The sequence below is a fragment of the Trichlorobacter lovleyi genome (assembly GCF_015239775.1).
Taxonomy (GTDB): domain Bacteria; phylum Desulfobacterota; class Desulfuromonadia; order Geobacterales; family Pseudopelobacteraceae; genus Trichlorobacter; species Trichlorobacter lovleyi_B.
Window position 1 is genome coordinate 17,792 of record NZ_CP058409.1, and the last position, 14,279, is coordinate 32,070.

Annotated in this window: 13 protein-coding genes and 1 pseudogene; 4 read left to right on the forward strand and 10 right to left on the reverse strand. The window is 50.2% G+C overall.

Annotated features, from left to right (window positions below):
- Positions 1-271: 271 nt before the first annotated feature.
- Positions 272-682 (forward strand): annotated as a pseudogene (tnpA, locus tag FY034_RS00080) (IS200/IS605 family transposase); the annotation flags it as partial.
- A 93-nt stretch (positions 683-775) separates the two neighbouring features.
- Here the strand turns inward: tnpA and FY034_RS00085 are convergent.
- From FY034_RS00085 to FY034_RS00125, 9 genes are all read right to left on the reverse strand, one after another.
- Positions 776-1,150 (reverse strand): hypothetical protein, encoded by a 375-nt coding sequence (locus tag FY034_RS00085; RefSeq protein ID WP_265552781.1) that lies wholly within the window; start codon positions 1,148-1,150, stop codon positions 776-778.
- The gene (locus FY034_RS00090) at positions 1,147-1,725 is read right to left on the reverse strand and encodes a hypothetical protein (protein ID WP_265552783.1); all 579 of its coding nucleotides are present in this window, start codon (positions 1,723-1,725) and stop codon (positions 1,147-1,149) included. Before FY034_RS00090 ends, FY034_RS00085 begins: the two co-directional genes overlap by 4 nt.
- A gap of 20 nt (positions 1,726-1,745) precedes the next feature.
- Positions 1,746-2,987 (reverse strand): MBL fold metallo-hydrolase, encoded by a 1,242-nt coding sequence (locus FY034_RS00095; protein ID WP_265552786.1) that lies wholly within the window; start codon positions 2,985-2,987, stop codon positions 1,746-1,748.
- A complete protein-coding gene (locus FY034_RS00100; protein ID WP_265552788.1) occupies positions 2,984-4,075 on the reverse strand; it encodes a hypothetical protein in 1,092 nt (363 codons plus the stop codon). The genes FY034_RS00095 and FY034_RS00100 overlap by 4 nt, the downstream gene beginning before the upstream one ends.
- Positions 4,076-4,077: 2 nt before the next feature.
- Positions 4,078-4,461, reverse strand: a complete 384-nt coding sequence (locus FY034_RS00105) for a hypothetical protein (RefSeq protein WP_265552790.1) — start codon at positions 4,459-4,461, stop codon at positions 4,078-4,080.
- Between the two features lie 144 nt (positions 4,462-4,605).
- On the reverse strand, positions 4,606-5,619 hold the full coding sequence (locus FY034_RS00110) for an SMI1/KNR4 family protein (protein ID WP_265552792.1): 1,014 nt from the start codon (positions 5,617-5,619) through the stop codon (positions 4,606-4,608).
- A gap of 16 nt (positions 5,620-5,635) precedes the next feature.
- Entirely contained in the window at positions 5,636-6,637 is a 1,002-nt protein-coding gene (locus FY034_RS00115; RefSeq protein ID WP_265552794.1) for a helix-turn-helix transcriptional regulator, read from the reverse strand.
- A 202-nt stretch (positions 6,638-6,839) separates the two neighbouring features.
- Positions 6,840-7,211 (reverse strand): hypothetical protein, encoded by a 372-nt coding sequence (locus FY034_RS00120; RefSeq protein WP_265552797.1) that lies wholly within the window; start codon positions 7,209-7,211, stop codon positions 6,840-6,842.
- Between the two features lie 101 nt (positions 7,212-7,312).
- Positions 7,313-8,275, reverse strand: coding sequence for a replicative DNA helicase (locus FY034_RS00125; protein WP_265552799.1), 963 nt, complete (start codon positions 8,273-8,275; stop codon positions 7,313-7,315).
- Between the two features lie 650 nt (positions 8,276-8,925).
- Between FY034_RS00125 and gyrA the strand changes: the two genes are divergently transcribed.
- Genes gyrA through FY034_RS00140 form a run of 3 tightly spaced genes read left to right on the forward strand, consistent with a single transcriptional unit; the run spans position 8,926 to position 14,070 of the window.
- Positions 8,926-11,472, forward strand: a complete 2,547-nt coding sequence (gene gyrA, locus FY034_RS00130) for a DNA gyrase subunit A (protein ID WP_265552801.1) — start codon at positions 8,926-8,928, stop codon at positions 11,470-11,472.
- Positions 11,456-13,072 (forward strand): hypothetical protein, encoded by a 1,617-nt coding sequence (locus tag FY034_RS00135; protein ID WP_265552803.1) that lies wholly within the window; start codon positions 11,456-11,458, stop codon positions 13,070-13,072. Before gyrA ends, FY034_RS00135 begins: the two co-directional genes overlap by 17 nt.
- Positions 13,063-14,070, forward strand: a complete 1,008-nt coding sequence (locus tag FY034_RS00140) for an NAD(P)H-dependent glycerol-3-phosphate dehydrogenase (protein WP_265552805.1) — start codon at positions 13,063-13,065, stop codon at positions 14,068-14,070. Before FY034_RS00135 ends, FY034_RS00140 begins: the two co-directional genes overlap by 10 nt.
- Here FY034_RS00140 and FY034_RS00145 read toward each other — a convergent pair.
- On the reverse strand, positions 13,998-14,198 hold the full coding sequence (locus tag FY034_RS00145) for a hypothetical protein (RefSeq protein WP_265552807.1): 201 nt from the start codon (positions 14,196-14,198) through the stop codon (positions 13,998-14,000). The two genes, FY034_RS00140 and FY034_RS00145, sit on opposite strands and share 73 nt — an antisense overlap.
- Positions 14,199-14,279 lie beyond the last annotated feature (81 nt).

A 14,279-nucleotide genomic window follows, 5' to 3' on the forward strand; every position in this document is an offset into this window, starting at 1 on the left:
TGTGTCGTTTTAGAGGTGTTCGGGTAATTGGTTATTTAAAGATCTACACCAGGGACTTGTAAATTAAGAATTACTAGCTGATAAGGAGTAAAGCTGTCGACGCAGGGCACTCCAGCACCACCTTTTAGTTCTTTTACGTCAGCAAAGCATTTTAATTGTAGGTTTTCAGTAAACCACCGGCTCTGCCGGTGAGACTTGAAAAGGCTATGCCGTTCCAGCGACATTTCCTCCTGAGGAAAGCCCCTAGAGGCAATCAACAGGAGGAAATGCCATGCGAGAGTGGCAAAGCTTAGCGCATGTAAAATGGGAGTGCAAATACCATGTGGTGATAGTGCCGAAGTACCGTAAGAAAGTGCTTTATGGTAGGCTTCGAGGAGAAGTTGGCAAAATCATCCGTCAGTTGTGTCGCCAGAAGGAAGTCGAACTTATCGAAGGTCATGCCATGGCAGACCATATCCATCTGGTATTAAGTATTCCGCCGAAGTACAGCGTTGCGATGGTTATCGGTTATCTGAAGGGTAAGTCAGCGATCCATATCCACCGCAAAGCCCAAGGCGTCAAGAAAGGTTTTACCGGTCGGCACTTCTGGTCACGAGGTTACTGTGTCAGCACAGTTGGGCTGGATGAAGAAATGATCCGAGCCTACGTCCGTGATCAGGAACATCTGGACAAACAAGAAGAGTTGGACTTTACCCAAAATACCTAGCCCCTTTTAGGGGCTTTCCTCAAGCCACCCGCTCTGCGGGTGGTCATGACTACCCTCTGGAAAATCAAGCTATTCCAAATACCCCTTATTGCAACGAGCACACTGGTAGTGTTCATCTCTCTCATTTTCGAGTTGAACTCCCTCGAGGCCAAAGAAAGCAACTATAGCCTCACGATTTCCTGTGTTTAAGCAGCCATCCACATACAACCGAAAGTGTTGCCTCGATTTAAAATAGACCACCCGGCCACGCGGATAGTAGTCGTAGGCGTGGCTCTTGAGTCGGCGCTCCACGTCAGTTTCAGGTTTCAGTTCGTCCCAGAAGTCGTAATGTCCACCGTGTTGCAAGGCATCACCGTATGGCTCGGCTTCGGAGAGTATCACCGCCTCACCGACAACCTTCCCTTCTATGCACCAGAACATACCGACCTTGGTGTCTTGCATCATGCTCTGCATGCTTTCAGATCGTGGTTTTTGCGGCATAATTGAATTTCACCCCATGTATTCTTGAATAATTCGTCACCGAGCTCCCGTAGCGAAATGATTAAAATTTGTCCGAAAGTGGCCACAAAGATATATTCCTGCAGTAATTCAGCATGCCAAACTTCATTCCAGGTTTTGAATGTGTTTGATCCAGCCGTTTGAAGCTCAAGCCCTTCTGGAGATATGGTCAAAGTACGCTTGCCGATTGACAGTGGATCTTTTTCGATCTGCTTTTGGGCAAGTTTGTTCGGGTACTGTCGATAGTTCCACCATGCCCAACCTGCAAGAAGTAACGATAGTAGAATTAAAACACTGATCCTCTCAACGACCGAAGAATACCCGAAAAAGCAGCCAATAATTGCTCCGCCAAATCCCCAGCTTGGATATCGAACAGCACTGAAAAACCGCTCTGGCCTTGAGGTAATGCTGGCATCATCAGCGGTGTGCTTGCTGAGCCCGACAATATCATCAGGGCCATTGAAGGTTCGATTGTAGAGTGCAAGAATATCTTCTGCCTTATTTTCATAGGTAATTTGCATCAATAGCTCCTTTCAAGACATCAAAGCTGTAACTCATCCCCGTCCTGTAGCATCACAACGTTCTCGAAATATTTACCATAGTCCGAAGCTTTTTCAGTGTGTATTGGTATGAGCTGCTTCGGTTTCAGTGCATTTGCCAGCCGCTGGAGATCCTCTACCGGCGCATGCCCGCTGGTGTGGGCATATATGAAATTAACTTTCGGGTCTTCACGAAAAGCGGCGATCCGGTCACTGCCGAAATAGTCGGCGTGGTTTCCATCAAGGTAGCCCAACCACTGCGAGTAGATGATATTGACCGGTTCTATGTCATTCCTGAAGGCACTGATTTTACGAAAGGATGACATTCTGCCGAAGTAGAGGAATGACGAAGGTGCTGACACCAACTCCTGCCACTTCACGCGATGACGGTAAAGGCGTCGCCGGAAATCTCCAAAATATTCAGGATTAGCCTTCAGTTTCTTATCAAGGCTGTAATCCGCGTAAACGCTAACCTCGGGCCACTCCATGCCCGGAACATTTCCGGTCACCTGTCGTACCTGCTCCAAAACCCATGCGGTGTAGATGTCGATGACCAGGGTTTTTCCGGATCTGTGACAAGCGTTAAATGAGGAGACAATACGGTCGATATTCTGGGATGAGGAGATAATGAAAGAGATATTTTTCTGGTTTCTGATGACTTCTAGTATTTTCTGCTCAACGGATGCTTCATCGGGGAACTGATCATTGCTTCGTTGCATCATCGTTCCTTCTAGAAACATCAGATCGATATTGGGGATTGGGTGTTTCACCATGTTCTCAAACAGCTTTCTCTTGCGGCCGTGCGCGCGGAAGTCGCCACCATAAAAAACCCGTTTCCCTTCTGCCTCAATCAGAAAGGCATAGGCATCGACTGCTGAATGATCCACTAGGTAGGGTGTAATCGTGAACGATCCAATATGGAAAGGCTTCCACGCTTTAAAATACTGGAAATGGTTGCCATGCAGCTCTTTATTCAACATGACGCTGGTTGTATCGATGAGATTCCTGCCGAGTTCTCCAATATAGACAGGAATTTCACATGGAAGGCGGCCCATGAGCCCGAAGTGGTCCTGGTGGGGGTGGCTGACCAGAACAGCGTCAGCCTTCAAGTCTGTCATATCTATAAGCGGACTGTTATCTGACAAAGGCAGCCCGATATCGAGAAGAATGGTTGTTGCCCCTGACGTCAACTGGATACAGGTCCCACCAATTTCATTGCTACCACGAAGAATGGTGAGTTTCATAAGGTGGTTGTCACATCTTTAAGAAAGAGTTTGCCATCTGCAGTACAGGAGATTTTGAATATTGAAGAACGGGATAGCGGATGCTTCAGAAGGTCATTAACCTCTCTGGCACGCTTCCAGTATTCATCACTTGCTGGATCCTTGCCATCGGTGACCGCCAAAACAGAGGTTGCAGATTCAAAGCCATTCGAGGGTATGAGGTTTAGTGCGTCTGTCGGCAAAATGCCCAGTTGCACTTTTTGACGAACCATCTTCTTGATATTCAGTACAATTTCAGGATCTGCAGTAGCTTTACTGAAGGATTTCTGATAGACCGCAGCCTGAAGCGGACCCCACGCTATTCCATCACCATTTTTGGCAATCTTCAGTTCTATGCAAATGAGCTGTTTGTCCTCCCCAATGGCTAAGAAATCAAGTTCATTTCCAAATGGTTTACTACAATCCTTTGCCCATTTATGATCTTGAGCCAAATCCTCTTTAGTGGATTCAACAGCACAGTCAATATCCTCCATAAAAATGGCTCTATCTCCGTCAGACTTTTCAACGGGATCTTCGAAACCTAGTATAGACTCTCTATCGAGAATCAGCCATTTTTTGCCGGACGCCCACTTTCTCCCAAATTCTATGCTGAGTCTGCTAGACCAATACCCCTCAGAAGCACCATTAAAGAACTTGCGTTTACTTGCATTGGCAACTTTCACAGCACTCAATAAAAAGTGTTTGATCTTTTCAGTGGTGCCTTCAAGGCAATCAAGATGAATTGCCTCCTTCAAAACAGAAAAACTTTTAGCGCAATCCTGTTTTTCCTGTACATCACTCTCCTTTGCGGTGCTGTAGGATTTTGATTTAAATCGGACCTTACCTTGAGTCGCAAGATTGAAACTAATGACGAGCAGACAGGTACCTGCATAATAAACCATTAATTCATTGTTTTCTCGCATATGAATATCAAAGGCAAATTCTCGTAGGCTTGGATCAACTCCTTCAGGACGCAAATCTTGTATCGCCTTAATCAGGTTTTTTACTCCAAATTTTTCCATCGCCTCTATTATTTCATCATCGAAGCAGCGCTTAAATCTGACGGCCATGGCTAATTTCCTCTTATATCTTTAGCTACAATATTGAATTGAATATTAAATCGCTCCAACTGTTCATTGTCGCCAATTTCTTTCCATTCGTTTAAAATCTCCTCATATCTCTCTAACTTTTCATCCTGATACTCTAAGTTATAATCAGCCAGCAATTCGGCCCTTCTAAGGAACCTTTTTGCTGACTCAATATCACCCAAATTCTCACGAAACGCCTGTGACAACAGTTTCATTTCAAAAAAATCTGGCTTCGTGTTTTTCTCTGCCAGAAGGAGGGTCTCCTTTGCCCGTTCTTTATTGTTAAGCTCCATCCAGAAACTTGCTAACGGAATAACATTAAATATTTCATCAGAATCGGTATATTTAATATGCTCTCCAGCGTTCAACAGGCATCTGTTGACTTCTGCTTTATCCCCAATTTCATCCTGCCAAAATCTTGCACAGGTATGCCAATCATCATAATCTTCCGCATATTTTTCAGCTTCTTGTAGACATCGTCTTGATTCCAGGCCGGATTTGTCAATGAAAAGTCAGCTTTTGGCACATTCAAGCCACTCACATAATATTTCGGCTTGTTTTTCTGCTTCTCCAGGATTGATCCACAACCAACACTCCTCTGCAATTTTGCGCAGTTCCTTACGTTCATGCCCACGCAGTGATTGTATTAGATTTGCGTGACAGTGTGCTGTCTCTCTATATAGAAACAGATTATCAATCAGTGACGCATACCCCTTTGCAATTTGATCTTCCAAGCGAGCTATGGCCTCAGGAAAAGAATCTTCTTTGCCGGAGGTGGTGCAGGCATCTGAAAGTTGCTGTTCACAAGCCTGTTTATCCATTTTTTCAAGAAGTTCCTCAAAGAAATTGGCCATTCCATGACTCATTTCCAGATTGTCATTTTCAAAACTCACATGACTACAACAAGTCTGGTTATGAGCTTCAGCCCGTTCAGATGCTCTTCCCAGTGATTCATCAAGCTTTAGGAACTCCTGGTTTGCAAGCTCATTAACAGCGGTAACCTGATCAGCAGTGAACACGTTGCATTGACTGGACGCTTTAAGAGGCTTGGAAGTTTCAATTATATTTCTGATCACATACATCGGCCAAGACGACGCAAGCACCTGACCAACTGTATTACCATATTCATCCGTTTCAATTACCGGAGCACATCCATATTCATCAATTATCGTCGAGTCCAGCGCCATGGTGATTGGCGCTCCTGGGTAGCCAATATAAATCCTTTTCCAACAATCTTGAGGATCGCCTTCATCAACACACCTGCCATCGCTTTCCATCAATTCAAATATCGAGTCAATTAATAATGATCCTTCTAAAAACTCGATGCGGCCAGATCCGTAAGTGGTTAGCCAGTAGCGATAATCCGGGGGAACAATCTTATTTAATTGTTGTTCATACTGGGTAATTTGCTCCTCAGAAACCGAGACCAGCTTAGTATAGGTGATCAGAGGTTTGGCTATCTCAAGGTACTTTATTACGAGATCTGTTTGTTGCTTTATTTTTTCTGAATACGATTGAGCTGACATAGATTCTCCATTCAAGTTAGCTTTGATTATTCGCATACATTTTCAAGTAGTCCATTGCCTGTGTAATGAACTCTTGCCGCAAGTCCTTTGGCTCCATCACCTCAACCCGTGCACCAAAACCATTTAGCCACCAGCGCAGTTGCAGAGTGTCTTCAACTGAGGCAGACAATTCAAAGCAGCCATCTGTCAACTCTTTTATCTTCTGGTCCTCTGAGAGTGGTGACTCTTTAAGCCGTTGAACATCAACCGGGTGACTGAATCTGAGCTTCAGGTGAATGGTCTGTCCCACCGGAAAGGTCAGTAGCTCTTGCACCCACCCATCCAGATCAAAGTCCTCCGGCACGGTGACTGGCTTGTCCAACAGGTCAATCGCCTGAAAACGGTGCAGCAGCAGCAGGATCGGATCAACATGCTGGTTGATGGAGGCGATCAGGTAGGTCAAGCCATCAACAAAGGTCATGCCCAGAGGATTTACCTCTTCGTATGTTTTTGACTTGCCAGATACGGTTGTGTAAGTGGCTTTGAAGCGTTGTTCCTCCAACAGGGCTGAATAAGCCTTTTCAGTGATTTCCGCTGATATTGTTGGCGGAATGGTCGTCAGGCTGCGGGATAGGACCCTGACTTTATTTGGCCAGGCAGCAAGCTTTGGATCAACAGCAGATTTTAAGCGTTGCTCTGCTGTTTTTTGATAGGGGATTAATGCTGAGAGTATGCCTTTCGGGAACATCTTTTCCAGATACTGGCTGGCAAGGGTAAAGGTAAGCGCAGTAACCGGATCCATGTTAGGCATGTCAAAGTTTGCAGCATCATCAGTCCATTTCCAGCCCGATGGTTTCCGCCCGTCGCTTGCAATCGGAAAGAGCGTTTCCAGTTCAATCAGATCCCGCTGGATAGTACGCAGGGTGGTTTCAATGCCGTCTTCATGCTTGAGGCGGCTACATATCTCCACTGTTGAGATACCGGTTCCTTTTCTGGGAATCATGCGTAGGATCAGCCAGTGACGGTAAAGCGTGTTCATGGTCTTTGCTCCATAATGTGGCAGGTAAACGACAAATGCTGTCGTTTATCATAGCAGACTTTTGTTTTGAGGCAATGGGTGTTGATATAATGCCTTGGTGCTGTATCAACATAACGAACCGACAGGCTGGAGATGTGTGTGTGAGGGATCTGATGCAAGGTAAAGGAGCTGGCACGCTCTTGCGAGCGTGCCAGCTGGATTGTTAGAATGACTCATCATCTTCCTGGGCATTATCCTCGGAATCATCAAGGTCGTTTTCATCAATCTCCAAATCTTCGTCATCTTCAAAATCAGGCAGATACTGCTCAACCAGTCGTGCCGGTACGCTTCGGGCATGGGAGAGATCCTGCTGGCGAGCAATTAGCAGAAATGAGTCACAGACAACCAGCAGCATCTCCATGTCACGCAGATGGCGATCAACCTGATTAAGGAACGAAGGAGTCAGTTTGGGTACTCCGGCAATACTCCGCATCTCCGGCCAGCCGAGCTGAAACTGTTCATAGCTGTCATTGGCAAAACTCTCGTCGTAAATGTCTGATAGTGCCTTTGCTGTCTCTTGTGCGGTGCGTGCCATGATGGGCCTCCTGTATCGTTATGAGTCCATTCTAGTTGAAGTTGGCGACAGATTGTGTCGTTTATCGGCTTGCCTGAGTCATCGGCAGATGATTAAATTACTCATCGCCAGCTTAGATCGCTAAGGCACATGGTCTCCGCATGAAAATTGACACATACGGTGCCGATCGGCCCATTTTTATGTTTTGCAACAATGATTTCAGCAAGATTTTCATGGTTGTGGACGCATGAGCTATCACGACGCCTGCAGGCTTTGCAGTAGACCGACTCCCGGTAGATGAGCAATATGACATCGGCATCGTCTTCAAGTGAGCCAGTGTTTCCCAAATCACTCAGTTTTGGCCGGGTCTTCTTTGCCTTCCGACTGTCTACTGACGAATGCAGTTGGGAGAGCAAAATAATGACAACACCAAGCTCTCTGGCTAACACCTTTAACGAACTTGAGATTCTGGATATTTCTGTAGGATCAAGAGCTGATCTTGAATCGTCACGCATAAGCTGCAGATAGTCGATGATGATAACCTGTACGTTATGATCAACTTTAAGGCGTATGGCCTTGGCAAGGAGCTCCGTAATACTGATACCTGAAGTGTCGTCAACATAGAGGGTGCTTTTCCGTAACGTCACCTTCGTATCATCAAGTTTGCACAGATCTGATTCCGATAAATTCCCGGTTCGTGCCCTACAGATATCCACGTGGGCAACCGCTGATAGCAAATGTATGCCCAGTTGTTCCTTTGACAGTTCAAGCGAAAATATTGCTGTGGGAATGGAGTGCTTTAGCCCCACGTTCATGGCAATGTTCATGGCTAGTGAACTTTTGCCATTTGATGGGCGTGACGCTATGACGGTCAATGTTCCCGGCTGCAACCCGCATAACATGTAGTCCAGGTCTAGAAGCCCCGTTGGATATCCGGTTATAGCTCCAGCATGTTCGTGGGACTGCTGAACCATTTTAAGTGATTCATCGATAAACTCATGCGCTGCATAAATTGGTTGACCGCTATAGCGGTACACAGGTTTGCACAATGAATTCTGTGCCGAACGATTTTCAAATGAGTGCATAACGCCTCCAGCTGTAGAGTATGCACAAGAGTAATCTCATAAGGCGTCAGTATGCGTCGTTTGAGTTAAGCAGTCGCCAATATGAGCCTATAGCCTGTCTCTGCGGGCTACGTGCAAATGGGGTTAATTACATGAAGCCCAATGACAATAATAAAAGTGGTCTATTCCCCCAAAGCGTCTTTCCACCCAACGTCTTTCCCCGAAGGATTTTCCCCTGGATGGGGGACGACGAGACTACTGAAGACAAAGACGATGAAGCCTCAAAGGTCTCTTCAGGCTCGTCGATCAGATCAGAATAAGCCAAGTTGATTATACGACATAAAGCCAACACCTAAAACCTATAGCCAGCTCAACAGGCTAGTCCTCCAGATCTCCTAAAAGGAAAGAATGGGGTTCTATTGCATGGCAATATATGCTATGTTACATAGCTTTTTATCCGCAGAGACTATATTTCTAATAATTCAGTAGGAAAATGTCATTAATTGAGGCCAATAAGTAGGATTTTGACGTTAATTGGGGCCAAAAGTGTTAATTTATGGGGCCATAGCGAATATAACTTATTGAAAATACAATTCCCCCAATGTCATTAATTGGGAACACCTACACACACTAACCGTTATACAACACACCATTAAACGAGGGGATACCTCATGCAGGAACAGGTAACGCAGAAGGTCGCAGTTAATATTGAAGATGAGATGAAGCGCTCCTACATGGATTATGCCATGTCGGTCATTGTCGGCCGGGCCCTGCCGGATGTACGGGATGGTCTCAAGCCGGTGCACCGCCGCTGTCTGTTTGCGATGAACGACATGGGCAATGACTATAACAAGCCCTACAAAAAATCGGCCAGGGTAGTCGGTGATGTCATCGGTAAGTACCACCCCCACGGTGATACTGCCGTGTACGATACCATTGTCCGGATGGCCCAGGATTTCTCGCTGCGCTATCTGCTGGTGGATGGCCAGGGTAACTTCGGTTCGGTGGACGGTGACAGCCCGGCAGCCATGCGGTATACCGAGATCCGGATGAAACAGCTCACCCACGAACTGCTGGCTGACCTGGAAAAGGAAACGGTTCCGTTTACCCCCAACTATGATGAATCCCTCTATGAACCGGCCGTACTGCCGGCCAAGTTTCCCAACCTGCTGGTCAACGGTTCATCAGGTATTGCGGTCGGCATGGCAACCAACATCCCGCCCCACAACCTGGGGGAGATCATTGATGCCATCATCGCACTGATCCATAATCCGGCCCTCAGCTATGAAGAGCTGCTGGAGCTGGTACCAGGCCCCGATTTTCCCACCGGCGGCACCATCTATGGCCGCCAGGGGATCATTGACGGGTATGCCACCGGCCGCGGGGTAATCCAGATCCGGGCCAAGGCCCATGTTGAGAACAGCAAAAAGCATGATCGCGAATCCATTGTGGTGACCGAGATCCCCTACCAGGTCAACAAGGCCCGTCTGATCACCAGCATTGCCGAGCTGGTCAAGGAAAAGAAGATCGAAGGGATCTCGGACCTGCGGGATGAGTCTGACCGTGATGGTATGCGGATCGTGATCGACCTGAAGAAGGATGAAAATGCCGAGGTGCTGCTGAACCAGCTCTACAAGCACACCCAGATGCAGACCTCGTTCGGTATCAATATGCTGGCGATTGTGCATAACCGTCCCAAGCTGATGTCACTGGCTGAGATGATGCACTATTTCATCGAGCACCGCCGCGAGATGGTTACCAAGCGGACCCTGTTTGAGCTGAAAAAGGCCGAGGCGAGGGCTCATATCCTGGAAGGTCTGAAGATAGCGCTGGATTGGCTGGATGCCGTGATCGAGCTGATCCGTGAATCCAAAACTCCGCCAGAGGCCAAACTGGGCTTGATGGAAGGGCGTTTTGCTGATCCGGACTACCTGCAGCGCCTGAACCTGCCCCGTCCTGCCGGGTATGAGAAGGCGGTACAGCTCTCGGAGATTCAGGCCCAGGCCATCCTGGAGATGCGACTGCAGCGCCTGACCGGTCTGGAGCGGGACAAGATCATTGCAGAGTATGAGGATATCCTGCGCCTGATCGCCCGCCTGAAGGAGATCCTGGGGTCGGATGCCGAGATCATGAAGATCATTGTGGGTGAACTGACCGAGATCAAGGAACGTTTTGGCGACAAGCGCCGGACCGAGATCGTGCATCAGACCGCTGATATCTCTCTGGAAGACACCATTGAAGATGCAGAGATGGTGGTAACGGTCTCCCATACCGGCTATATCAAGCGCAGCGCGGTTGATCTCTACCGGGCCCAGCGCCGTGGCGGCAAGGGTAAGACCGGCATGAAGACCCGTGAAGAGGACTTTGTGGAGCAGCTCTTTATCGCCTCCACCAAGGATTATCTGTTGTTCTTCTCTGACATGGGCCGGGTCTACCGGATCAAGGTCTATGAGATCCCGGAAGGCAGCCGCACCACCAAGGGTAAGGCGGTGGTGAACCTGGTCAATGTGCAGGAAGGTGAGAAGATCACCGCCATCCTGCCGGTCAAGGATCTGAACCGTGAAGACCTGTACCTGCTGATGGCTACCCGCAATGGCGTGGTCAAGAAGACCCCGCTGGTTGAGTACCTGAACATCCGGACCACCGGTATCAATGCGGTCAACCTGGATGAAGGGGACAAGCTGATTTCCGTTGCCCTGACCGATGGCCAGAAGGATGTCTTCCTGGCCTCGCGCCACGGCAAGGCGATCCGCTTCCCTGAGTCGGATGCCCGCCCGATGGGCAGGGTTACCCGCGGTGTGCGGGGGATGAACCTTGAGGCACGGGACGAAGTGATCGGTATGGAGGTGGTTGACCCGACGGCAACCGGTTCCACCATCTTCACCCTGACCGAGAACGGTTTCGGCAAGCGGACCGACCTTGACGAGTATCGCGGCCAGTCTCGTGGCGGCAAAGGCCTAATCACCATCAAGACCACCACCCGTAACGGTCTGGTGGTCGGCGTGATGCAGGTAACTGATGAGAACCAGCTGATGGTCATCACTGACCAGGGCAAGATCCTGCGGGTACCGGTGGCCGGCTTCTCGGTGATTGGCCGTAACACCCAGGGGGTCAGGGTGATGGTGACTGAAGAGCAGGAAAAGATCGTTGCCGTGGCCAAGCTGGCAGAACGGGATGATGACGACGGCATTGAGCCGGAAGGTGAAGAAGAAGCTTGATGTCATGGAGTTAAATGCTGTTAGTAGACTTCGTACACTTGATACCAGTTACCGTGAACGAAGACGGATTGTCAGGCTGCTTGATTTTCTGACACGTGATGAACTGACCCGGGATCAGCTGGAGCGGATCGGCCGGCGTTTGCAGAAATCAGGGCGGCGGGCCCTGCCGCCGCTGGTCAGACGGCTCTGGCGGGAACAGGATCATGAGCGGATCTACCGCTATACCTGCATGCTGGACTTTTTTGATGCCACCATCTGGCTGGACCAGCTGGTGGCTCTAACCCTTAAGCGCCGTGATCTTGCAGATGAAGGCAGACTGCCTCTGCTGGAAATTCTGCAGGATTACGGCATCGATGTCTCCTCCCCTCCCTTTTCCCGTGATGAGGTATCCGGCGCAACCCTGAACAGTTTCCTCGACCTCTGTCTGCAGGAAGGCTCCTGGGGCATGGTCCGCTTGATGGACCGCTTCCTGAATGCGGACGAGATGCTGCGGGACCAGCTGATCCGCCGCCTGGGCAGCCGGGCTGACCAGGGGGCTGCTGCTGCTGCGATGCTCAGAATGCTGGCCTGTTTCGAATACCGTGAAGTCGCCGATCTGGCGGTTGAGAGCCTGGGTACCCTGCGGCACGGCTGTGCGCTGCAGGTGCTGCAGGGCTTGCACGACCTGCCGGTGGAGGGGCTTGAGGAACGGATCAGCCGCAGTATCCGGCGTCTGGGCTTTCTGGGGATCAGAGAGCCTGAACCGCTCCCGGACCTGTTTGCAGAGCCGGTTGCACTGCTGATGGCCCAGGCAACGCCTCTGGACTGTTATGGGGTGCGGACACTCTGGTTTTCCTGGGAACTGAGCGATACCACCCTGGCAGGAATCGTGCTGCAGCTGGGGGATCAGGACGGTGTGCGGCATGCCGTGGCCTCGCGTTTCCAGAACCGTCGCGAGCATGATGATTACCTGGATGAGATCAACGCGGAAGAAGGCCTGTATCCGGTGGGATATGCCTATGCCGTCAACGTGCTCAAGGATGCCCTGCAACAGAGTATTGAGCGCAGCTTCTATCTGCCGCCGGACCTCTATGCCTGGCGCTACCTGTTTGGTGAGACTGATCTGCGACCAGCCGACTATGTACCCGGTTTCCCGGTAGAACTGCTTGATGGTCTGCTGGAGCGGATGGCGTCGCTGCTGGCCGGCTGTGAAGAACTGCTGGATGAACCGTTTTTTGAAGGCTGGCTTTTTACCGATCCTCTGATATATGAACTGGCTGAAGGCTGTGGGGCCACCCCCCTCGGCAGCTGTTCTCCGGATACGCAGCAGCTGGTCATTGAGCGTTTCTGTAGCGAACTGATTGAGCAGGATAAACCGGCCCTGCTGCGCCGGCTGCTGTTAACTGCCGATTTCATGCAGCAAAGCGACTGCCGGAAAGAGAGTATTCAGCAGGTCCTGGCCTTGGGGCTCAGTCTGGCCGGATCGCAGTTGCCGCTGAGCCGTCACCCCTTTATCAGACGACTGGGGTTTGACAGTATCGAGATGGCTCGCCAGGCCATGGTGGAAGGGTTTGATCCGCGCGCTAAACAGGCGTACGACGATGATGAGGAGTGGGAATGAAGATCGGGGTCATCGGAGCAGGCAGCTGGGGGACCGCCCTGGCTAACGTGGTCGCAGCAAACGGTCATGCAACAACACTGTGGGCCTACGAGCCGGAGCTGGTCACCGGCATGGCGGCAACCAGGGTCAATCATCTCTTTTTACCCGGCATAGAGCTGCATCCCGGCCTGCAGTATACCGGAGCACTGGCTGAAGCGGTCAGTGGTGCCGAACTGGTGCTGCTGGTGACGCCAACGCAGGTCATGCGGCATCTGCTTGCCGATCTGGCCGGCTCAATTGCTCCTACAGCCATACTGGCAAGTGCCTCCAAGGGGATTGAACTGGGGACGCTCTGTACGGTTTCGCAGATCTGCTGCCAGGTGCTGGGTGATGCGGTGCGGGAACGCTTTGTTGCCCTGTCTGGTCCGACCTTTGCCAAGGAGGTGGCTCTGGGCTTGCCGTCACTGATTGTTGCCGGCTCTGCCAATGATGCTGCAGCCCATACGGTTCAGGCAGCCTTCAGTAATCCGGTTTTCCGGGTCTATACCAGCGATGATGCCATCGGGGTCGAGTTGGGCGGGGCGGTTAAAAACGTGATTGCCATTGCAGCCGGTATCAGTGACGGCCTGGGCTTTGGCCATAATACCAGGGCAGCCTTGATCACCCGTGGCCTTGCAGAGATGAAGCGCCTGGGGCGGGCCATGGGGGCCCAGGATGCCACCTTTGCCGGACTGGCAGGCATGGGTGACCTGGTGTTGACCTGTACCGGTGACCTGTCCCGCAACCGTACCGTGGGGGTCAAGCTGGGCCAGGGACTGACCCTTGAGGTCATTATGGCAGAGATGCGGATGGTGGCTGAGGGGGTTAAATCAGCGGAATCGGTCAATGCACTGGCTCAAAAACTGGGCGTTGAAATGCCGATTACCCAAAAGGTCTATGAAATCCTCTACGGCAACAAACCGGCACGGCAGGCGGTACTGGAGCTGATGTCCCGCGACCTGAAACCTGAACAGGCCTGAGTTACCCGTCTTTTTACCTGTTGTTCAGCGGAGCGGGTCAGCAGACCTGCATCCTGCAGGAGATCGACGACTGTCCAGATCCCGCCTGCAACCACAATCACCCCGCCCATAAAAATCATCGGTTCCATGTCTGCCTCCTTGTACGTAGGGAGACGATAGCACAGGGCCATGACACAATATGTCCTTTTGAAAAATCAGTGTGGTGCCTG

What these genes read in the sequence shown, in the direction of transcription:
- FY034_RS00085 (WP_265552781.1), bottom strand. Translation starts at nt 1,150, where the DNA reads ATGATGCAAGACACCAAGGTCGGTATGTTCTGGTGCATAGAAGGGAAG.
- FY034_RS00090 (WP_265552783.1), bottom strand. Translation starts at nt 1,725, where the DNA reads ATGCAAATTACCTATGAAAATAAGGCAGAAGATATTCTTGCACTCTAC.
- FY034_RS00095 (WP_265552786.1), bottom strand. Translation starts at nt 2,987, where the DNA reads ATGAAACTCACCATTCTTCGTGGTAGCAATGAAATTGGTGGGACCTGT.
- FY034_RS00100 (WP_265552788.1), bottom strand. Translation starts at nt 4,075, where the DNA reads ATGGCCGTCAGATTTAAGCGCTGCTTCGATGATGAAATAATAGAGGCG.
- FY034_RS00110 (WP_265552792.1), bottom strand. Translation starts at nt 5,619, where the DNA reads ATGTCAGCTCAATCGTATTCAGAAAAAATAAAGCAACAAACAGATCTC.
- FY034_RS00115 (WP_265552794.1), bottom strand. Translation starts at nt 6,637, where the DNA reads ATGAACACGCTTTACCGTCACTGGCTGATCCTACGCATGATTCCCAGA.
- FY034_RS00120 (WP_265552797.1), bottom strand. Translation starts at nt 7,211, where the DNA reads ATGGCACGCACCGCACAAGAGACAGCAAAGGCACTATCAGACATTTAC.
- FY034_RS00125 (WP_265552799.1), bottom strand. Translation starts at nt 8,275, where the DNA reads ATGCACTCATTTGAAAATCGTTCGGCACAGAATTCATTGTGCAAACCT.
- gyrA (WP_265552801.1), top strand. Translation starts at nt 8,926, where the DNA reads ATGCAGGAACAGGTAACGCAGAAGGTCGCAGTTAATATTGAAGATGAG.
- FY034_RS00145 (WP_265552807.1), bottom strand. Translation starts at nt 14,198, where the DNA reads ATGGAACCGATGATTTTTATGGGCGGGGTGATTGTGGTTGCAGGCGGG.